Genomic DNA, 20,098 nt, shown 5'->3' on the forward strand with positions numbered 1-20,098 from the left:
GCATGGTAAGAGGTCGACAAGGGACCAGGGAAGGCCACTTCATGACCGAAGCTGACAGCCGGGAAAACCTGATGACGGATGGCGAGGCGGACGGGGGTGAGCCTGTGCGGCGCATTCCCGACATCATCTCGCTGGTCAAGGATACCTATGCCGAGCTGCGTCCGGCCGAGCGCCGCGTCGCCGATGTCGTGCTCGACGACGTCAAATACGCGGTCGATGCCTCCAACGCCGCCCTTGCCCAGCGTGCCGGCGTCAGCGAACCGACGGTGACCCGCTTCTGCCGCGCCATCGGCTGCGAGGGCGTGCGTGATTTCAAGCTGAAGCTGGCGCAGAGCCTCGTCGTCGGCGCGCTCTATCTGGACACTTCGCCAGCCAGGGAGAACGACACCGGCATGCCGTTCTGGAACGCGGTGTTCGGCGAAGCGCGGCGGGCGCTGCAGGAGGCCGAGCGGCAGCTCGATCCGGTCCAGCTGCAGAAGGCCGCCGAGCTGATCGCCAAGGCGCGCCAGGTTACGGTGTTCGGACTGGGCGGCAGTTCCTCGGCGCTGGCGCAGGAAACGCAGTACCGGCTGTTTCGCTACGGCATATCGATCAGCGCGCAATGCGACCCTTATCTCATGCGCATGACCGCCTCGACCTTGAAGCCCGGCGACCTGGTGATCGCCATTTCGGCGACGGGGCGCACGCGCGAGGTGATCGAGGCGGTCGAACTCGCCAAGCACTACCGCGCCAATGCCATCTGCGTGACGGCGCCCGACACCGAGCTCGCGCGCGTCGGCGACGTCAGGCTGACCGTAGCGGTGCCGGAATATCCCGATACGCTGAAGCCGACGGCATCGCGCTTCGCCTTTTTGGCCATGATCGACCTCATGGCGGTGGCTGCCGCCTACAAGCTCGACGGCTCGGCCCGCGAGACGGTCCGCCGCATCAAATACAATGCCCAGATCCACCGCACCGGCAAGGAGATGGAGCCGCTCGGGGATTAGGAGGCTTTTCCCTTCTCCCCTTGTGGGAGAAGGTGGATCGGCGCGCAGCGCCGAGACGGTTGAGGGGTGGGTGACGGAGTGCCGGCCGTGCCGAGCTGGAGCACCCCTCATCCGACCTCGCTCCGCGAGGCCACCTTCTCCCACAAGGGGAGAAGGGAACACCGGACAGCGCCAACGCGAAAAAGAGGGAAACAAATGCTCGAAATAGCACCATCGCAACAGGCAGCCGCATGGCTCGGCGCTTTCGACAAGGCGCTCGAAGCCGGTGACATAGCGGCCGCGGCCAACCTGTTCGTCGACGATTGCTACTGGCGTGACCTCCTGACCTTCACCTGGAACGTCACCACGATGGAAGGGCGCGAGGCGATCGCCGACATGCTGAAGGCGACGCTGGCAGCGACGCGGCCGGCAAGATGGCAGCTCACCGGCGAAGCCACCTCGGACGAGGGGATAATCGAGGCCTGGTTCACCTTCGAGACCGCCGTGGCCTCGGGCCAGGGCATCATGCGCCTGCGCGACGGCCGCTGCCGGACATTGTTCACGGCAATGACCGACCTGAAAGGATTCGAGGAGCGCAAGGGCGCGACGCGGCCGCTGGGCGTGCGCCACAAGGCCGACCCGGAGCGCGAGATCTGGTCGGAGGCGCGGGCGCGCGAGACCCGCGAGCTTGGCGCTTCGGAGCAGCCCTATTGCCTGGTCATCGGCGGCGGCCAGGGCGGCATCATGCTGGGCGCGCGGCTCAGGCAGCTCGGCGTGCCCTCGATCGTCATCGAGAAGAATGCCCGGCCGGGCGATTCCTGGCGCAAGCGCTACCGCACCCTCGTGCTGCACGATCCGGTCTGGTACGACCATCTGCCTTACATTCCGTTTCCCGACAATTGGCCGGTCTTCACGCCCAAGGACAAGATGGGCGACTGGCTGGAAATGTACACGCGCGTCATGGAGCTCAACTATTGGGTCGCCACCAGATGCGTCGGCGCCAGCTATGACGAGGCCGAGAAGGTCTGGACCGTGGTCGTGGACCGCGTCGGCCAGCACATCACGCTGAAGCCCAAGCACATCGTCTTCGCCACCGGCGCCTACGGTCCGGCGCGGCCGATCGACCTGCCGGGCGCCGGTGACTTTAAGGGCGAGCTGCTGCATTCCAGCCAGTATTCCAGCGGCGAGAAGTTCCGCGGCAAAAAGACTGCGGTCATCGGCGCGGCGAGCTCCGGGCACGATGTCTGCGTCGATCTCTGGGAAAGCGGCGCCGAGGTCACCATGATCCAGCGTTCGCCGACGACCGTGGTCAAGTCGGACACGCTGATGGAAGTCGGTTTCGAGATCTTTTCGGAGAACGCGCTGGCGCGCGGCATCACCACCGAAAAGGCCGACATGATCGTCGCTTCGACGCCCTTTGCGCTGGTGCCCAAGGGCCAGCGGGCGCTCTATGACGTCATCCGCACGCGCGACGCGGCTTTTTACGAACGCCTCGCCGCCGCCGGCTTCGCCCTCGACTTCGGCGACGACGAGACCGGCCTGCTGATGAAGGCCTACCGCACCGGCTCCGGCTACTACATCGATGTCGGCGCTTCGGACCTGATCATCGACGGCAAGATCGGCATCCGCAGCGGCGTGGCGATCAAGTCGCTGACCGTGAAAGGCATTCTCTTCGAGGACGGCAGCGAGCTTGAAGCCGACGCCATCATCGCCTGCACCGGCTATCAGTCGATGAACGAAACCGTGGCGCAAATCGTCTCGCGCGAGGTCGCCGACAGGGTCGGCCCGTGCTGGGGCCTCGGCTCCGGCGTCAAGGGCGACCCCGGGCCATGGCAGGGCGAACTGCGCAACATGTGGAAACCGACGGCACAGGAAGCGCTGTGGTTCCACGGCGGCAATCTGGCGCTCTCGCGCTTCTATTCGAAATATGTGGCGCTGCAGATCAAGGCGCGGATGGAGGGGATTGATACGCCGGTTTATGGGGCGGTCAGCAACGCGCGACGGTGAAGCGGAAGCGTTGCTTCAAGGGAAGGTCGACCCCCACTCCGTCGAGCTTCGCTCGACACCTCTCCCCCGATCGACGGGGGAGAGGAAGGGCGCGAGCTTATGCCGGGAGGCTCCCTTCCTCTCCCTCCGGAGGGGGGAGAGGTGGCGCTGCGGAGCAGCGACGGAGTGGGGGAAGCCATTCGCCAAACTCGCAGCCGCGGCAAGACAGGCGGCGCAGTGCTACCGAGATCAATCAATCATGCCGGTGCCCAAAATGCCTGGCCGCGACCTCGACATGCGTATGCCCCACATGCGCCTCGAAACGCTCGGTGTCGCCGACATCGTTCATCGTCTCGTTCGGCCACCAGGCGCCGCCGATGGCGATGCCTTCGCAGACCAGCCGCTGGTCGGCGACCAGCGAGGCGCCGACTGCGTCGATGAAGGTGAAGCGGCCGGAATGCTGCCGCAGCAGCGCGACGTCGCCGGCGGTTCCGACCTTGAGCGTGCCCAGATCAGGCCGCGCGATCGCCTGCGCCGCCGCTTGGGTGGCGGCGCGCAACACCTCGACCAGCGGCATGCCGAGCGCCAGCAGCTTCGACATGCACACCAGTATGTCGAAGGCCGGACCGTCGACGCAGTAGAGATGCACGTCGCTCGAGATGACGTCGGGCGCCAGCCCTTCGGCCAGCATGGCGCGAGCGACCTCGAAGTCGAACGAGCCCATGCCGTGGCCGAGATCGAAGATGACGCCGCGCTCGCGCGCCAGCCGCATGTCGGGCCGCACGGCGCCGGAGGCGAAGACCGGCGCGTTGGGAAACGGCCGGAAGCAATGGGTGAGAATATCGCCCCTGCGCAGGCGCGGCAGCACTTCCGAGCGCCCGGGCGGCGGCTCGTCTATGTGCGCCATCAGCGGCAGACCGGATTTGTCGGCCGCCTCCAGCGCCAGATCGACCGGCGCGATGCCGCTGGTGCCGCCGGCATGCTTGCCGGAGCGGACCTTGACGCCGACGACGACGTCCGCGTGCTCGCGCACCGCCGCCACCACTTCGCGCGGTTCGCAGAGCCTGAGATCGCTGCACTCGCCGACCGAGACGGTCTGCGAGAAGCCGAAAATGCCGGCGAAGGAGATGTTGACATAGGCCAGGATGCGCACCTTCGAGCGCTCCATGACATGACGGCGAAAGCCGAGGAAATTGCCGGCGCCGGCACTGCCGGCATCAATGAAGGTGGTGGTGCCGCTCTTGGCCGCCAGCCGGTCGGCATCGACGCCGAGCGAGGTGCCGCCCCAATAGACGTGGCTGTGCAGGTCGACGAGGCCGGGCGCCACGATGCAGCCCTTGGCATCGATGACGCTGGCCGCGCGGTCGGCGGGAATGTCGGCGTCGATGGCGGCGACGCGGCCATTGGCGATGGCAAGATCGCGCGGCGCGTCGAGCCCGGCCGCCGGATCGATCAGCCGCCCGCCCTTGAACAGAAGATCAAATTGCATCGGGCGCGCCTCCGCTTCGTTCCATCCCCGCCGACGGCCGTCAGAGCGGCCGGTAAGCGACGGCTTCCACTTCGACCTTGATGTCGATCATCAGCCGCGATTCGACCGTGGTGCGGGCCGGCGGGTTCTTCGGGAAATGCCTCGCATAGACGGCGTTGAAGGCGCCGAAGTCGCGCGCGTCCTCCAGCCAGACGGTGGTCTTGACCACATCGTCCATGGTGCAGCCGGCCAGCGCCAGCGCCGCCTTGACATTGGAAAGCACCTGCTCCGTCTGTTCCGATATGCCGCCCCTGACCACGATGCCGTCGCCGCCGACCGGCACCTGGCCCGAGATATAGACGAAGTCGCCGGCCCGCACCGCGGGTGACAGCGGGACATGCGACGTTCCAAAACATTGCTTGGGCAAGAGCGGACCTCCTCTGATGCTATGACGGGACACGATGGGAGCGCCCGCTTCGGCCGAGATTTACCCCGATCGAGGCGATCCCGATAGAGGCCTTGTTGGAAGCAACATTCCTGGAAATCCATGTTGCTTTATTACAGAAGCGCTTGCATCGTGCGCGCTCGCCGGCCGGGCTTGAAACGGACGGGCGCATTTCCAGAGCGGAGAACCGAGAATGACCTTCGACAAGAACCCGTTTCCATCAGGTGATGCCGACCGCCACGCCCTCTGGGAGATGCTGGTGCGGCGCGACATCGATGCCTTCATCGGTCAGGACTGGTCCATGGTCGAGGACGATTTCATCGCCGAAAGCTTCTTCGGCATGCACGCGCATTTTCTTGCCAACGCCGACGCTTGGCGGCTGCAGTTCCCGCGGCTGGAGATCTATCGCGACGAGTGGCTGCGCCAGGCCAAGGAAACGGCGGCGACCAAATTCGCCGAGCCGCTGCGCGAGGCGCTGTTCCGCGTCACCAATCTGCGCGACATTGATGTCGACGGCGACCGCGCCGTGCTGCACAAGAAATTCGACGGCACCGTCGCCAAGGCGGATGGCGGCGTCGATCGGCTGAAATGGCAGACGCTGTATTTCTGCAGGACGGTCGGCGGCAGCTGGAAGATCGCGGGCTTCGTCGGCTACATGCCCTATCCGCTGGGAGGCTGATAGCGCCTGTTGTCGAGGGCGGGTCGGTTTTTGCAACCGATCCGACGATCAGTAGAGCGTCACGAAGGGCGGGAACAGCAGCCCGCTCTCCCGGAGATATTCGATCAGCTCGATGGCCGGGAAAATGGCCAGGAAATAGAGCCCGTCATAGAAGGTGCGCTTCAGCGCGCGCGTCGAGAATTGCAACTCGTCATTGTCGCGGTAGAGCAGCGGGTTCGGCCAGAAGCGCGGCGTGGCCTTGGTGTAGGCGAGATAGGCCGGGCCGAATTTGCCCAGGAGGTATTCGGCTTCCTTGCGCGCCGTGACGCGGAAGATGAGGAAGCTGGCAGCGCCCAGCGCCACGGCCGCGAGAACCGAGCCGTAGAGCAGTCCGATACCGACAGCGCCCACCGTCGAGAAGAAATAGAGCGGGTTCTGACTTATCGAGAACGGTCCGATCGAGACCAGTTCCTCGTTTTTCTTGCCGCCGACATAGAGGATGCTCCAGAGCCGGCCGGCGACGCAGGCGAGCACCAGACAGAAGCCGAGGAATTCGAGCGTCTCGTGGCCTTGCGAGCCCTCGTTGAGCCCAGGCTTGGTGAGGAACAGAAGCAGGACCGCGAACACCGCCGCCACTCGCACGAAAATCAGCCGTTTGCGCTGGACGAAGGCCTCTGAGACCGGCTTGAGGGAAGCGTAGGTCATTCGTGTTTTCCTGGGGCGCTGGCGAGGCCCGCGTGCACTCGGGCACGCCATTGATGGCGGATACAAGGCAATCGCTTTCTATCAAAGCAGCGCACGACGTTCGTAAAGCCTTTTTGCGCCAACCAGGTCCAACCTTACGAATTTGTATGCCGGCGGACAGGCTGGAGTGAAGTCGCTTCCATATCATTGCGATGCCGGTCCGCCATGGGCCGACATCAACTATGGCCGCCGGACCACCGGCATCGGACAGGGACTGGTTTCATGAGAAGATTTGCACTTGCCATTGCGGTGGGCAGCCTCGCTGTCTCGGCTTCGATCTCGCCCGTTTTCGCCGCCACCGCACCTTGCGAGGACACACTGAAGGCTCTTCGCGCGGCGGAGGCTACGGTTAAGCTCGGCGCCTCCGACAAGGCGAAGGTCTCGGAACTGGAGACCCAGGGCATCCAACGCTGCAATGCCGACGATGATAAGCGCGCCGACGACTTCTTCGCCCAGGCCATGAAGGTCATAGGCAAGTAAGTCCGCGAATCACAAACCGCAGGACATCCGCCATGCTCACTTCCAACGCGCAAAAGCCCGCCGGATCGACCCACAACAGGGTCCCGGACGTCACCGCCGATTTCTGGCTGATCAAGCTGATGGCGGTGACCATGGGCGAGACGGCGGCTGACTATCTCGCCGTCAACCTTGGCCTTGGGCTGACCGCCACGTCGTTGATCATGACCGGCGTCCTAGTCGTTGCCCTTGCCCTCCAGTTCGCCCAGAAACGCTACGTGCCCTGGGCTTACTGGCTGGCGGTGGTGCTGATCAGCGTCGTCGGCACGCTGATATCAGACAATCTGGTCGACAATTTCGGCGTGCGTCTCGAAACGACCACGATCGCCTTCACCGTCATGCTCGCCGCCACATTCGCTGTTTGGTATGCAAGCGAGCGGACGCTGTCGATCCACACCATCTTCACCACCCGGCGCGAGATCTTCTACTGGCTGGCGATCCTGTTCACCTTCTCGCTCGGCACCGCCGCCGGCGATCTCGTCGCCGAGAGCTTCGACATGGGCTACCTGACGACCGGCCTGCTGTTCGGCGGCGTAATCGCGGTCATCGCGGGTGCCTATTACCTGCTTCATCTGGACGGCATTCTCGCCTTCTGGCTCGCCTATATCCTGACGCGGCCACTTGGCGCCTCCTTCGGCGATCTGCTGTCGCAGCCAGTCGAATATGGCGGCCTCGGTTTCGGCACCACCTTCACCAGCCTGATCTTCCTCGGCTGCATCATTGCCCTGGTTCTCTACATGACGCTGAAGAAGACCGCAGACGATGCCGACGAGATCTTGCTGGAATCGGACTGACGCCGGACAAGCGCAGCCGAGCTTACCGGCCACGTGCCATCCTAGGAACGGACCCACGCCGGTGCTAGCCTGTTCCCAACATCGGCAATCAACCGGAACAGCGATGCGACTTCTTCTTGTCGAGGATGACCACAGGACGGCTGACTACATCGTCAGGGGCCTGACCGAGGCCGGCCATGTCTGCGACCTATTGCGCAACGGGCACGACGCGCTCTTCGCCGCGACCAGCGGCGGCTATGACGTGATCGTGGCCGACCGGATGATCCCAGGCCTCGACGGCCTGTCGATGGTTAAGGCGGTCCGTGCGGCGGGCGTGCGCACGCCGGCGATCTTTCTCACGTCCGTCGGCGGCATCGACGACCGTGTCGAGGGCCTCGAGGCTGGCGGCGACGACTATCTGGTCAAGCCTTTCGCCTTTTCCGAATTGCTTGCCCGCATCAATGCGCTCGGCCGCAGGCCGGCCGCACTGGAGCAGAAGACCGTTCTGCGGGTAGCCGACCTCGAAATGGACCTGATCATGCGCCGCGTTGCCAGGCAGGGCCAGCCGATCGACCTGCAACCGCGTGAGTTCAGCCTGTTGGAAGTGCTGATGCGCGGCGAGGGCCGGGTGATCACCCGCACCATGCTCCTGGAGCGCGTCTGGGATTTCCATTTCGATCCCAGGACCAGCGTCGTCGAGACCCATATCAGCCGCTTGCGGGCCAAGATCGACAGGCCTTTCGAAACCCAGCTCATCCATACGGTCCGCAATACCGGCTACAGCCTGCACGCACCGCTTTCACCATGACCGCGACATGGTCCCGGCTGCCGCGCAGCACGCCGTTCCGGCTCGCCTTGACGTTCGCCTTCCTGTTCATGCTGGCTTTCGTGCTGTCCGGCGCCATCGTCTACCGGATGATGAGCGCCGATCTTGCGGGACGGCTCGACGAAACCATCAGGGAAACCTACTCGGTCGTCGCCGCAACGTATACCGAGAGCGACCTCGAGGACCTGATCGCCACGGTCGAGAGTCATTCGCAGCTCAGCTCCAAGAAGGAACAGCTCTTTTCGCTGACCGACGCGGCCGGCAACCGTCTGGCCGGCAACTTCACCGCGGCTGGAGTTCCCGACGGGTTCTCGATGCTCGACGCAAAAATGCCCGGTGTGCCGGCCGGTGCCCAATACCGTGCCTATTCCGGCTCGATTGGCGGCAACAATCTGACGATCGCCTTCAGCCTGTCCGAGACGGAGGAACTGGAAACTATCATACTGATGAGCTTCGGCTGGGCGACGCTGATCATCGCCGGGCTGGCGGTGGCCGGCGGCGCCTTGCTCGCCTCGCGCGTTCAGCGCCGGCTCGACGGCATTGCCGCCACTATGGTGGATGTCTCGCATGGCCGGCTGGATACCCGCATTCCACTGACCGGCAATGGCGACGACATCGACGTCGTGTCCAATCAGGTCAATGCGGCTCTTGATCGTCTGTCGGCGCTGGTCGAAGGCATGAAGCAGGTCAGCGCCGACATTGCGCACGATCTGAAGACGCCGCTCAATCGGCTGCAGATGATTCTGGAGGGCGCGGCCGACAAGGCGGCGCAGGATCAGGATGTCTCCGGCGACCTGGCCGACGCGCGCGCGGAGGGTCACCAGATCAACGAGACCTTTGACGCGCTGCTTAGAATTGCACAGATCGAGGCTGGCGCGCGTAAGGCGCGCTTTACCGATGTCGATCTCGGCGAGATTCTGCAAACCATCGCCGAGATCTACACCGAGGTGGCAGAGGACGACTGCAAGTCGCTGTCGTCGCAGCGGCTGGACGGGACGACGGACCGGATCCATGGCGATCGCGAGCTGCTGATGCAGATGTTCGCCAACCTGGTCGAGAATGCGCTGCGCCATTGCCCGCCCGGCACCGCGATCAAATTGTCGGCCGAACGCCGGGACGAGCATATCCTGGCCAGAGTCGCCGACAACGGTCCTGGCATCCCGGCGTACGAGCGTGAAAAAGTGTTCCAGCGGCTCTACCGGCTGGACCACAGCCGCTCGACGCCAGGCAGCGGCCTCGGCCTCAGCCTCGTTAGGGCCATCGCCGACCTGCACGGCGCATCGATCACGCTTGAGGACTGCCGGCCGGGTCTCGCCGTGATGGTGAGTTTCCCGCTGGCGTCGGGTTAGCCGGCGATAGACCTGGATCCTCTGTCCGTCATCCCGGTCTTACGGATCCGTAAGGCGCCGGCCAGCTGCCCGACAACTCGCCTCGCTAGGATCGACCGATCTTCTCTCGATCCGGGGGAAGCGGGGCGGCAACTGTAATCGTTCCGACCCCTCGATGCCGAACCACTTCGGCACCACAACAAGCGTTAGGAGAAAAGACCATGAGGAAATTCGTCATCGCCGCCGCGACAGTGCTGGCGGCCGCATCCTCGACGGCAGCCCTTGCAAGGACGGTTACCAGCACCATCGTCAATGTCGATGCAAAGGGCGACGCCATCACGCTGGCCGACGGCAAGACGCTGAACCTGCCGGAGGGCATAGAGGTCGAGACGCTGAAGCCCGGCAAGAAGGTGATCGTCACCTATTCGACGAAATCCGGCAAATCGCTGGTCTCGAACATCCAGCCTGCCAAGTAAAGGCGGCACGACCGGGCCGCCTGCGGCCCGGTTTTTCACCGGTGATCACCGATCGATCCGCGTCGACAGGATGATCGATGACGACGTCCGTTCGACGCCTTCGAGGGCGCCGATCTGGTCGAGCAGCGTGTCCAGGTCCTTGATCGACGGCGCGTCGGCGATGACGATCATGTCGAAATTGCCGCTCACCGAATGCAGCGTCCTGACCGGCGCCAGGGCTCGCAGGCTGCGCACCACCTTGTCGGCGAGCTTGGGCGTTACGGTGAGCAGCACATGCGCCCGCACCAGTCCCTGTTCATAATCGGGCGCAAGCTTGACGCCGTAGCCGGCTATGATGCCGCGCTGCTCCAGCCGTTCGATGCGGCTCTGCACCGTGGTGCGCGACACGCCGAGCCGGCGCGCCAGAGCGGCGGTCGAGGCGCGGGCGTTCTCGCGCAACAGGGCAAGCAGGGCCTGGTCGGCATCACTCAGCATTTCAACGAACCTGGTCGGCATATCGGCAAAAAGGGTACTTCATTTCGTACAATTCCACGCTTCCTTTCGTCCGGCAAGCCGCGATTGTAGCGGGACAAATCAACTGTCGGGCGAGGGAACCGGGTCATGAAGAAAATTGTTGTCGTCGGCGCCGGCAAGATCGGCTCGACCATTGCCGAGATGCTGTTTTCAACCGGGGACTATCACGTCACTCTCGTTGACCGCTCGGCCGCGCAGCTTGCCGCGGCCGAACTGCCTGACGGGGTCGAGACGCTGGAACTCGACATCGCGGCCGCGGGCACGCTGGAAGCTGCGCTCGCCGGAAAATTCGCGGTGCTCAGCGCCGCTCCCTTCCATCTGACCACGCGCATCGCCGAAGCCGCCGCAAGCGCCGACGTGCATTATCTCGACCTCACCGAGGACGTCGTCTCGACCCGGCGCGTGAAGGAACTGGCGCGTTCGGCCAACAACGCCTTCATCCCGCAATGCGGGCTGGCGCCGGGCTTCATCTCGATCGTCGCCAACGACCTCGCCAGCCGTTTCGATACGCTGGAGAGCGTGCGCATGCGGGTCGGCGCGCTGCCGCAATATCCTTCGAACGCGCTGAACTACAATCTGACCTGGAGCACCGACGGCGTCATCAACGAATATTGCGAGCCCTGCGAGGCGATCGTCGAGGGCGAGCTGGTCGAGGTGCCGCCGCTGGAGGAGCGTGAGGAATTCTCGCTCGACGGGGTGACCTACGAGGCCTTCAACACCTCCGGCGGGCTCGGCACGCTGGCCGAGACGCTGAAGGGCAAGGTGCGCACGCTCAACTATCGCACCATCCGCTATCCCGGCCACGCCGCCATCATGAAGGCGCTGCTCAACGACCTCGGCCTGCGCCACCGCCGCGAGGTGCTGAAGGACATTTTCGAAAGCGCGCTGCCAGCGACGCTGCAGGACGTGGTCATCGTCTTCGTCACCGTCTCGGGGCGCAAGAACGGCCGCCTGCTGCAGGAGACCTACGCCAACAAGATCTATTCGAAGCGGGTCGGCCAGACGGTGCGCAGCGCCATCCAGATCACCACGGCATCGGGAATCTGCGCCGTGCTCGACATGCTGGCCGACGGCACCTTGCCGGCGACCGGCTTCGTCAAGCAGGAGGACATCGCGCTCGACGCCTTCCTCGCCAACCGCTTCGGCCGTGCCTACGCCCAGCACGAGATGGTCAGCCGGCTGGCGAGCTGACGCGCCCCAGCGGACGGCCAAGGCCCTCGGGACAACGGCCAGCTCCGTCTGGCCTATGGCCGTGCGAGGCCTTTGCCCGCAAAGTGGTTGCGAACACCCCTTGCGAGGATGCCATGCGAAAGCTGATCTCCACCGGTTCGCCCTTCGAGAAGACCGCCGGCTATTCGCGCGCCGTGGTGCAGGGCGACTGGTGTTTCGTGTCCGGAACGACCGGCTATGACTATGCCTCGATGACGATGCCGGAAACCGTCGAGGCGCAGACGCGCAACTGCCTGGCAACCATCGCCAGTGCCTTGCTGGACGGCGGCTTCGGCATGAAGGATGTGGTGCGCGCGCATTACTACATAACCGACCGGGCCTTCGTCGACGTGGTGTTCCCCATTCTCGGCGAAGCGTTCGGCGAGATCAGGCCGGCGGCAACGATGATCGTGTGCCAGCTCAACAGACCGGAGATGAAGATCGAAATCGAGGTGACGGCGCTTCGGCGCACAGACTGAGGAGGCCAATGCCATGGCAGTGCGGCGTATCGTAGCCAATATCGAAACAAAGGACGCGGCATCGGCGAGGCGCTTCTACCATGACGTGCTCGGCCTCGATGTGCTCATGGATCAAGGCTGGATCGTCACCTACGGGTCCGAGGAAAGGATGCAGGTACAGGTCAGCTTCATGGCGCAAGGCGGGTCGGGCACGCCGGTGCCGGACCTGTCGATCGAGGTCGACGACGTTGATGCCGCACTCGACGCCATGAAGGCAGCCGGCTTCGCCATCGAATACGGGCCGGCCGACGAGCCCTGGGGCGTGCGGCGCTTCTATGTGCGCGACCCTTTCGGTCGGCTGGTCAACATTCTCTCGCATCGGTGAATATCTGCAAAGCGCCGAGGCGACTGCAGACCTGGACATGTTGGCGGACAGCGCCCCCCTCTGGCCTGCCGGCCATCTCCCCCTCAAGGGGGGAGATTACGCACTTAGCCGCCTTCGCCAATTGTTCCTCCTTGCGTCGCAACCACTTGGCGGTTAGCAAGGCCGCGGTCGCACAGCGCCGCGCGCCTCATTGGCGCGCGAAGGATGCTGTGCAAAATCGAAACGCATTCTTTCTGGGACGGCTCTCCATGGCTTCGAAACATCTCTTCCTGCTTCCCGGCGACGGCATCGGCCCCGAGGCCATGGCCGAGGTCAAGAAGCTGATAGCGGCCATGAACGAGAAGCTCGGCAGCGGCTTCGCCACCGACGAGGGGCTGGTCGGCGGCTGCGCCTACGATGCACATGGTGCCGCGATTTCCGATGCCGACATGGAAAAGGCTGTTGCCGCCGACGCCGTGCTGTTCGGCGCCGTCGGCGGTCCGAAATGGGATGCCGTGCCTTACGAGGTTCGCCCCGAGGCCGGCCTGCTGCGCCTGCGCAAGGACATGGAGCTGTTTGCCAATCTCAGGCCCGCGATCTGCTATCCGGCGCTGGCGGCGTCCTCCTCGCTGAAGCAAGAGGTGGTCGAAGGCCTCGACATATTGATCGTGCGCGAACTGACCGGCGGCGTCTATTTCGGCGAGCCCAAGCAGATCATCGATCTCGGCAACGGCCAGAAGCGCGGCATCGACACCCAGGTCTACGACACGTTCGAGATCGAGCGCATTTCGGGCGTCGCCTTCGAATTGGCGCGCACGCGCAAGAACCATGTCACCTCGATGGAAAAGCGCAACGTCATGAAGTCCGGCGTGTTGTGGAACGAGGTCGTCACCCAGACCCACAAGGCCCGATATTCCGACGTCAAGCTCGACCACGTGCTGGCCGATGCCGGCGGCATGCAACTGGTGCGCTGGCCCAAGCAGTTCGACGTCATCGTCACCGATAACTTGTTCGGCGACATGCTGTCCGATATCGCCGCCATGCTGACCGGCTCGATCGGCATGCTGCCTTCCGCCTCGCTCGGCGCGCCTGATGCCAAGACCAAGAAGCGCAAGGCGCTTTACGAGCCGGTGCACGGTTCGGCGCCCGATATCGCCGGCAAGGGCATCGCCAACCCGATCGCCATGATCGCTTCCTTCGCCATGTGCCTGCGCTATTCCTTCGCCATGGTCGATGAAGCCGACAAGCTCGAAGCGGCAATCGCTGCCGTGCTCGACGACGGGCTGCGCACCAAAGACATCCTCTCGGCCGGCATGACCGAGGTCGGCACCGTCGAGATGGGCGACGCGATCATCGCCAAGTTCCTGGGCTGACCCCCATGACGGTCGACGTCCGCTGGGCGACGACCGGCGACGCGACGGCGCTCGCCACGATGCTGTGCGAAATGGCGGTTCACTACCGGCAACCGCCGCTCGACCACGAGCGCGCCTTGTCGGCGGCACGCAAATGGCTGGATGAGGAAAGCCCGGCCTATCCGCATTTCGCGCTGGCTTTCGTCGGGGCCGAGATCAGCGGCCTGGCATCTGTGGCGATCGCGCATCCCGGCATCGACCTCGAGCGGCTGCTGTTCCTCAAGGATCTGTTCGTGCGCGACAAGGCTCGCAACGCCGGCGTCGGCCGGGCGCTGGTCGGCTTTCTCGCCGACCATTGCCGGCGCCACGGCATCGGCCGCATCGACCTGACCACCGAGGACTGGAACGAAGGCGCGCTGCGCTTCTACGACCGGCTTGGCGCCGAACGCCACGGCCAGAAGATCTTTCTCAGGCTTTCGGGCGAGGCGCTGGGGGCGGTCAGACCCTGACGCCCGCCGGCACCGGTCCCCAAGGATTTTCGCCCAGCTGAGGCGGCATAAGCCCGAAGACTAGCACGGCGATGCCGCCAATGAGCGGGATGAAGCAAAGCAGGGCAAACCAGCCGCTCAGGCCGGCGTCATGCGCACGCCGTACGAGGAGCGCAATGCAAGGCAAGATCAATCCCGAAAAGAACACCAGTAGGGGTATGAACCCTATGAACCCCATCGGCGTCCTGTCCGCGTTGGTTTCGAAGCCGTTGATCGCCAGTTCAACAAGTATCCCGAAGCCGAAAAGCGCGAGCACCCCGAGGGTGTAGAATAGCCAGAAGGCCCAGAATTCCTTGCGGCGGGAGCGTCCGGTGAAATTGCCATAATCCGCGATCACCGCGCGCCAGAAATAAGCCCACAGCCCTGTGGAGTAGGCGGGACGGCTTCGGGCAGAACGGCTGGTCTGCCGTGGCTGACTGGTGGTTGACGACGATGTGGCCGAGGCCGTGGCGACAATGTTGTGCGCCGTGCCGTCGCCCGGCTGGAACTCGACAAGGGTACCCTTGCCGAGGGGCAGTTCCAGGCTGAAATCGATACGGGAAAAGATGTAGCGTTTGCCGTCGGTTCCGTTGATGTAACCGTAGTCCTGGCCTTCGTCATAGTGGAACACCGTCCCGCGCATGCTCTGCCCCATTTCACATTGCGTCGCGAGACGCTACTTAAAGTTGCACGTAATTGCAATACGCACGCAGGGCTACGTTCTGGCGCCCGCCGGCACCGGTCCCCACTGGTTCTCCCGGGCCTGGGTCGGGATGAGCGCGAAGACCAGGATGATCAGGCTGCCGATGGTGGGGATCAGGATCACCAGGAAAAGCCAGCCGGTCAGGCCGATATCGTGCAGACGACGCACGGTCATGCCGAGGCCAGGCAGAAAGGTCGCAAGTAGGAAAAGGCCGAACAGGCCAATCGTCACCGCCGGCATTTCAGCGTCGTCGAGATTGCCCATCGCGGCATCGGCGAAAATGCCGATGCCGGTCACTGCCAGCAGCGCGACGAACCAGAACAGGCAATAGGCCCAGTATTCCTTGCGGCGGGCGCGGCCGGTGAAGTTGAAATAATTCTCGGTGATGCCGCGCCAGAAATAACCCCACAGGCCGGGCTCGGCCGGCCCGGTGCTGGCGGCGCGGCCAAAATGCCGCGGCTGTGCGATTTGAGCAGCGGAAGAGACGGACGCACCGGTTCGCGCATGGGCGCCGGCGGCCACGCCGGTTGGAGGCGCGGATTGGGCGCCGGCCGGGAAGATGTCGCGCGCCTGGCCGCCGCCGGGCTGGAATTCAACGGCCGTGCCTCGGGCAATTGCGATTTCGCGGCGCAGATCCTCACGCGCGAAAGTATAGCGCTCACCATCCGCCCCGGTGATGAAGCCGAAGCCCTGGGTCTCGTCATAGTGAAGAACTTCGCCGCGCATGCCCCGATCCCCCGAACGCCCGACCAGACTGTTCAAAGTTCCGGCGGATCGCAAGGGGCAGCATGAAAATGCGACGGCTGGCGCGGCAGCCATCGTGACGACATGGCCGGGAGATCTCAGCTCGGCCGCTTCTTCGCCTTCTTGGGTTTCGGCGGTCCGGCGTTGTCGAATTTCGGCTTGCCCGGCTTTTTCGCCCAGGGCTTCGCGTCAGATGCGGCGGGGCGCTGGTCGCCAGCCGGCGCGCGCTTCTCGAATTTGCGCTTCGGCGCGTTCGGGTCGAACGGCGCCTTGCCGCGATGCGGTTTCTTGTCCGGACCTGGCGGCTGGTAGCCGGCGCGCGACAGGTCCGGCATGCCGTCCAGCCGTTTCACCACGATGTTACCCTGCAATTTGCGGTCGGGACCAACGGCGGCGAGGAAACGGTCGGCCCAGTCGGCGGCGATCTGCACGAAGGTCTCTTCCGGCTGCATCTTGATGGCGCCGATCTCGCGCTTGGTGATGCTGCCGGTGCGGCACAGCATCGGAATCAGCCAGCGTGGCTCGGCATTCTGCCGGCGCCCGACCGACAGCGAAAACCAGACGCTGGCGCCGAAATCGTCGCGGCGGCTGGGCGCCTCGTCGCGGCGCGCGAAGTTTTCGCCCGCCGGTCTTTCACGCGACGGCGTGAACGGCGCGACGTCCATCAGATCCTCTGGCGCCGAGCGGCTCGAGCGGCACAGCCGCACGAAGGCGGCCGTCACCTGCTCGGCGCCGTGCTTGGCGAGAAGCGCGTCGATGAAGCCGCGTTCGTCGTCCTTCACCGGTTCATCGAAGGTGGGATCGGCAAGGATGCGCTCGTCATCGCGGCGGATCACGTCGTCGGCGGATGGCGGACTTGCCCATGTCGCGGTCAGCTTTGCGCTCGCCAGCAGGCGTTCGGTTCGCCTGCGGGCGCTGTTGGGCACGATCAGCGCGCTGACGCCCTTGCGACCCGCGCGTCCGGTGCGGCCGCTTCGGTGCAGCAGCGTTTCCGGGTTGGTCGGCAGGTCGGCATGGATGACCAGCTCCAGATTGGGCAGGTCGATGCCGCGCGCCGCGACGTCGGTGGCGATGCAGACCTTGGCGCGGCCATCGCGCATCGCCTGCAGCGCGTGGCTGCGTTCGTTCTGGCTGAGCTCGCCCGAGAGCGCGACGACTGAAAAATTGCGGTTGTTGAAGCGTGCGGTGAGATGGTTGACGGCGGCACGGGTGTTGCAGAACACCAGCGCGTTTTTCGCCTCGTAGAAACGCAGCACATTGATGATGGCGTTCTCGCGATCGGCCTGGGCGACGCTGAGCGCCCGGTATTCGATGTCGAGATGCTGCTTCTCCTCGCCGGCGGCCGAGATGCGCACGGCGTCACGTTGATAGCCCTGGGCGAGGGTTGCGATGGAGCGCGGCACGGTGGCCGAAAACATCAGCGTGCGGCGCTCGGCGGGGGCGGCGTCGAGGATGAATTCCAGGTCCTCGCGAAAACCGAGATCGAGCATCTCGTCGGCTTCGTCCAGCACCACCGCCTTCAGCGCCGACATGTCGAGCGAGTTCCGCGTGATGTGGTCGCGCAGCCGACCGGGGGTGCCGACGACGATATGGGCGCCGCGCTCCAGCGCGCGCCGTTCGGTGCGCATGTCCATGCCGCCGACGCAGGAGGCGACCGTGGCGCCGGTCAGCTCGTAGAGCCATTCCAGTTCGCGCGTCACCTGCAGCGCCAGCTCGCGCGTCGGCGCCACCGCCAGCGCCAGCGGGGCCGCGGCATGGGCAAAGCGGTCGGCGCCGCCGAGGAGCGTCGGCGCCATGGCAAGGCCGAAGGCCACCGTCTTGCCGGAGCCGGTCTGCGCCGACACCAGCGCGTCGGCCTGGCCAAGTTCCAGGACCGCCTTCTGCACCGGCGTCAGTTCGGCATAGCCGCGTTTTTCCAGCGCCTTTGCCAGCGCAGGAACAAGTGCTTCGAAGTTGGACATCTCACTCTTTCGGAATTCAGGGCTTGCGCTCATCATGGAGCACATACAGGGCTGGCGCAGCGCCAGCCAGACGATCTCGCCCGTTCGTACTTGCTGGCGCCGCTCTTGTACAGGGCAGGCGGCACCGCCTTCCCTTCTCCCGCAAGGAGGGAAGGAAGAAACACCACTGATTGACTCCTGCCGCAAACCGCGTAAAAGCCCGCTTCGAACGGGATCGTTTTTCGATGCACGGCCTTTTGATGGCTCTTCTTGCATTCGATGCCCCCAGCCGCAATGAGCATCATTGCGCCGGGCGTTTCGGCGCGTCCCCCCGTTCCAGCAAAGTAACGGCCAAAACCACCACCAAAACGGTGTGATTCCCTTGGCCTGACCACCCTCTCCCCGGTTCGGCCCGGGGGACGGAACCCGCACCTGGCCGGCGGGTTTTCTCCAACAACCAAGCGGAGAGGGATAGGAGATCTTTATGAGTTTCAAGGTTGCGGTAGTTGGCGCCACGGGCAATGTGGGCCGCGAAATGCTCAACATACTGGAAGAGCGCGGTTTTCCGGTCAGCGAAGTGGTGGCGCTTGCCTCGCGCCGCAGCCAGGGCACGGAAGTGTCGTTCGGCGACCGCACGCTGAAGGTCCGCGCACTCGACACCTACGACTTTTCCGACACCGACATCTGCATCATGTCGGCCGGCGGCAATGTCTCGAAGGAATGGTCACCCAAGATCGGCAAGCAGGGCTGCGTCGTCATCGACAATTCCTCGGCCTTCCGCTACGACGCCGACGTGCCGCTGATCGTCCCGGAAGTGAACCCGGATGCGATCTCGCTGTTCACCCGCAAGAACATCATCGCCAACCCGAACTGCTCGACGGCGCAGCTCGTCGTGGCGCTGAAGCCGCTGCATGACGCGGCCACCATCAAGCGCATCGTCGTGGCCACCTACCAGTCGGTGTCGGGCGCCGGCAAGGAAGGCATGGACGAGCTGTTCACGCAGACCCGCGCCGTGTTCGTCGCCGACCAGGTCGACGTCAAGAAGTTCACCAAGCGCATCGCCTTCAACGTGATCCCGCATATCGACGTTTTCCTCGATGACGGCTTCACCAAGGAAGAGTGGAAGATGGTCGCCGAGACCAAGAAGATGCTCGATCCCAAGATCAAGCTGACGGCGACCTGCGTGCGCGTGCCGGTGTTCATCGGCCATTCGGAAGCGGTCAACATCGAGTTCGAGAACCCGATCACCGCCGACGAGGCGCGCGACATCCTGCGCGAGGCGCCGGGCTGCCAGGTCTTGGACAAGCGCGAGGACGGCGGCTACATCACGCCGCTGGAATCGGCCGGCGAGGACGCCACCTTCATCTCGCGCATCCGCGAGGATTCGACCATCGACAACGGCCTGTCGATGTGGATCGTTTCCGACAATCTGCGCAAGGGCGCCGCCCTCAACGCAGTGCAGATCGCCGAACTGCTGGTCGAGCGCGGCCTGATCCAGCCGAAGAAGAAGGCAGCCTGACGGCTGTTTGGCTTTCGCTCGCGGGCCGCACCGCCGCTGCCGCGGCTGGCCCTCCGCGAGGGCGCCGGACGACCGGCGGCCCGCAGTCGCGGGCTCGGCCTTCGGCCGTTAGCTCACCTTCCCCCCGTCCTTATATGGGGAGAAGGTGCCGGCAGGCGGATGAGGGGGGCGCCGGCCTATGTCCGATTTTCCGCCGCCAGTTCCCGCAGCAACCTCATCGCTTCCTCGGCCCGGTCGACCGGCACGAACAGATGGTCATGATAGAAGGCGGAGACGGGATTGACGCCCATGCCGGCGGCGGCGAGGCGTGCGGTGATGGCGGCGAGGAAGCCGACGGCTTCCAGCGACGAATGGATGTTCAGCGTTATCATGCGGCAGCGGAAAACGGCTTCCAGCCCGGCTGCCTGCGCCTCGTCTTCGGGCAGGATCAATGTCGTGCCTTCGCATTCGCGAAACAGCATGACCGCTTCGAGTCCTTCCGGAACCGATACACCCGCCGGCAGCGTGGCGAAGACATGGATGCCGGCAATCAATTGCGGCATCATCGACGCCAGCAATGTCTTCAGATCTGTCTCTCCGGCCAT

The 20,098-nt window shown here is 64.6% G+C and carries 22 protein-coding genes; 14 read left to right on the forward strand and 8 right to left on the reverse strand.

The genetic code is table 11. The annotated features are described in order from the left end of the window. The first annotated feature begins 41 nt into the window (after positions 1-41). A complete protein-coding gene (locus FJ973_RS02485) occupies positions 42-986 on the forward strand; it encodes a MurR/RpiR family transcriptional regulator (RefSeq protein WP_140492084.1) in 945 nt (314 codons plus the stop codon). A gap of 195 nt (positions 987-1,181) precedes the next feature. Then, positions 1,182-2,972: an NAD(P)/FAD-dependent oxidoreductase gene (locus FJ973_RS02495; protein ID WP_140554768.1), complete on the forward strand. Its 1,791-nt coding sequence runs from the start codon at positions 1,182-1,184 to the stop codon at positions 2,970-2,972. 232 nt (positions 2,973-3,204) lie between these two features. On the opposite strand, the gene FJ973_RS02505 is transcribed toward FJ973_RS02495, so the two are convergent. Together FJ973_RS02505 and FJ973_RS02510 are read right to left on the reverse strand one after the other, a co-directional pair. Next, positions 3,205-4,440, reverse strand: coding sequence for an amidohydrolase/deacetylase family metallohydrolase (locus FJ973_RS02505; RefSeq protein WP_140554769.1), 1,236 nt, complete (start codon positions 4,438-4,440; stop codon positions 3,205-3,207). A 40-nt stretch (positions 4,441-4,480) separates the two neighbouring features. Then, positions 4,481-4,846 carry a RidA family protein gene (locus tag FJ973_RS02510; RefSeq protein WP_140554770.1) on the reverse strand — a complete coding sequence of 122 codons (366 nt, stop codon included), beginning with the start codon at positions 4,844-4,846 and terminating at the stop codon, positions 4,481-4,483. Between the two features lie 211 nt (positions 4,847-5,057). Between FJ973_RS02510 and FJ973_RS02515 the strand changes: the two genes are divergently transcribed. Then, positions 5,058-5,543: a hypothetical protein gene (locus FJ973_RS02515; RefSeq protein WP_140554771.1), complete on the forward strand. Its 486-nt coding sequence runs from the start codon at positions 5,058-5,060 to the stop codon at positions 5,541-5,543. Between the two features lie 48 nt (positions 5,544-5,591). On the opposite strand, the gene FJ973_RS02520 is transcribed toward FJ973_RS02515, so the two are convergent. After that, positions 5,592-6,227, reverse strand: a complete 636-nt coding sequence (locus FJ973_RS02520) for an isoprenylcysteine carboxylmethyltransferase family protein (protein ID WP_140554772.1) — start codon at positions 6,225-6,227, stop codon at positions 5,592-5,594. 261 nt (positions 6,228-6,488) lie between these two features. Here FJ973_RS02520 and FJ973_RS02525 point away from each other — a divergent pair, with 261 nt between their 5' ends. From FJ973_RS02525 to FJ973_RS02545, 5 genes are all read left to right on the forward strand, one after another. Continuing rightward, positions 6,489-6,746, forward strand: coding sequence for a hypothetical protein (locus FJ973_RS02525; protein WP_140554773.1), 258 nt, complete (start codon positions 6,489-6,491; stop codon positions 6,744-6,746). Between the two features lie 32 nt (positions 6,747-6,778). After that, positions 6,779-7,576 carry a hypothetical protein gene (locus tag FJ973_RS02530; RefSeq protein WP_140492106.1) on the forward strand — a complete coding sequence of 266 codons (798 nt, stop codon included), beginning with the start codon at positions 6,779-6,781 and terminating at the stop codon, positions 7,574-7,576. A gap of 103 nt (positions 7,577-7,679) precedes the next feature. Beyond that, a complete protein-coding gene (locus FJ973_RS02535) occupies positions 7,680-8,363 on the forward strand; it encodes a winged helix-turn-helix domain-containing protein (RefSeq protein ID WP_140492109.1) in 684 nt (227 codons plus the stop codon). Beyond that, entirely contained in the window at positions 8,360-9,730 is a 1,371-nt protein-coding gene (locus tag FJ973_RS02540) for a HAMP domain-containing sensor histidine kinase (protein ID WP_140492112.1), read from the forward strand. Before FJ973_RS02535 ends, FJ973_RS02540 begins: the two co-directional genes overlap by 4 nt. A 200-nt stretch (positions 9,731-9,930) precedes the next feature. Beyond that, positions 9,931-10,185, forward strand: coding sequence for a DUF1344 domain-containing protein (locus tag FJ973_RS02545; protein ID WP_140492115.1), 255 nt, complete (start codon positions 9,931-9,933; stop codon positions 10,183-10,185). 45 nt (positions 10,186-10,230) lie between these two features. On the opposite strand, the gene FJ973_RS02550 is transcribed toward FJ973_RS02545, so the two are convergent. After that, positions 10,231-10,659, reverse strand: a complete 429-nt coding sequence (locus FJ973_RS02550; protein WP_140492118.1) for an Lrp/AsnC family transcriptional regulator — start codon at positions 10,657-10,659, stop codon at positions 10,231-10,233. Positions 10,660-10,785: 126 nt separating this feature from the next. Between FJ973_RS02550 and FJ973_RS02555 the strand changes: the two genes are divergently transcribed. The 5 genes from FJ973_RS02555 (at position 10,786) to FJ973_RS02575 (ending at position 14,590) form a co-directional block, all read left to right on the forward strand. Beyond that, on the forward strand, positions 10,786-11,889 hold the full coding sequence (locus FJ973_RS02555; RefSeq protein WP_140524555.1) for a saccharopine dehydrogenase family protein: 1,104 nt from the start codon (positions 10,786-10,788) through the stop codon (positions 11,887-11,889). A gap of 113 nt (positions 11,890-12,002) precedes the next feature. Continuing rightward, entirely contained in the window at positions 12,003-12,386 is a 384-nt protein-coding gene (locus FJ973_RS02560; RefSeq protein ID WP_140554774.1) for a RidA family protein, read from the forward strand. Between the two features lie 13 nt (positions 12,387-12,399). Then, positions 12,400-12,750: a VOC family protein gene (locus FJ973_RS02565; RefSeq protein ID WP_140554775.1), complete on the forward strand. Its 351-nt coding sequence runs from the start codon at positions 12,400-12,402 to the stop codon at positions 12,748-12,750. A 248-nt stretch (positions 12,751-12,998) separates the two neighbouring features. After that, positions 12,999-14,102, forward strand: a complete 1,104-nt coding sequence (gene leuB / locus FJ973_RS02570) for a 3-isopropylmalate dehydrogenase (RefSeq protein ID WP_140554776.1) — start codon at positions 12,999-13,001, stop codon at positions 14,100-14,102. A gap of 5 nt (positions 14,103-14,107) precedes the next feature. Then, positions 14,108-14,590: a GNAT family N-acetyltransferase gene (locus FJ973_RS02575; RefSeq protein ID WP_140554777.1), complete on the forward strand. Its 483-nt coding sequence runs from the start codon at positions 14,108-14,110 to the stop codon at positions 14,588-14,590. Here FJ973_RS02575 and FJ973_RS02580 read toward each other — a convergent pair. From FJ973_RS02580 to FJ973_RS02590, 3 genes are all read right to left on the reverse strand, one after another. Beyond that, positions 14,580-15,251: a DUF805 domain-containing protein gene (locus FJ973_RS02580; protein WP_140547588.1), complete on the reverse strand. Its 672-nt coding sequence runs from the start codon at positions 15,249-15,251 to the stop codon at positions 14,580-14,582. The two genes, FJ973_RS02575 and FJ973_RS02580, sit on opposite strands and share 11 nt — an antisense overlap. A 72-nt stretch (positions 15,252-15,323) precedes the next feature. Next, the gene (locus FJ973_RS02585; protein ID WP_140492138.1) at positions 15,324-16,037 is read right to left on the reverse strand and encodes a DUF805 domain-containing protein; all 714 of its coding nucleotides are present in this window, start codon (positions 16,035-16,037) and stop codon (positions 15,324-15,326) included. 116 nt (positions 16,038-16,153) lie between these two features. Continuing rightward, on the reverse strand, positions 16,154-18,016 hold the full coding sequence (locus tag FJ973_RS02590; RefSeq protein ID WP_140514040.1) for a DEAD/DEAH box helicase: 1,863 nt from the start codon (positions 18,014-18,016) through the stop codon (positions 16,154-16,156). Between the two features lie 463 nt (positions 18,017-18,479). Here FJ973_RS02590 and FJ973_RS02600 point away from each other — a divergent pair, with 463 nt between their 5' ends. After that, entirely contained in the window at positions 18,480-19,514 is a 1,035-nt protein-coding gene (locus FJ973_RS02600; RefSeq protein ID WP_140492147.1) for an aspartate-semialdehyde dehydrogenase, read from the forward strand. A gap of 176 nt (positions 19,515-19,690) precedes the next feature. Here the strand turns inward: FJ973_RS02600 and FJ973_RS02605 are convergent, their stop codons facing one another. Further along, positions 19,691-20,098 (reverse strand): ACT domain-containing protein, encoded by a 408-nt coding sequence (locus FJ973_RS02605; protein WP_140524566.1) that lies wholly within the window; start codon positions 20,096-20,098, stop codon positions 19,691-19,693.

This window comes from Mesorhizobium sp. B2-1-3 (assembly GCF_006442495.1).
GTDB lineage: Bacteria > Pseudomonadota > Alphaproteobacteria > Rhizobiales > Rhizobiaceae > Mesorhizobium.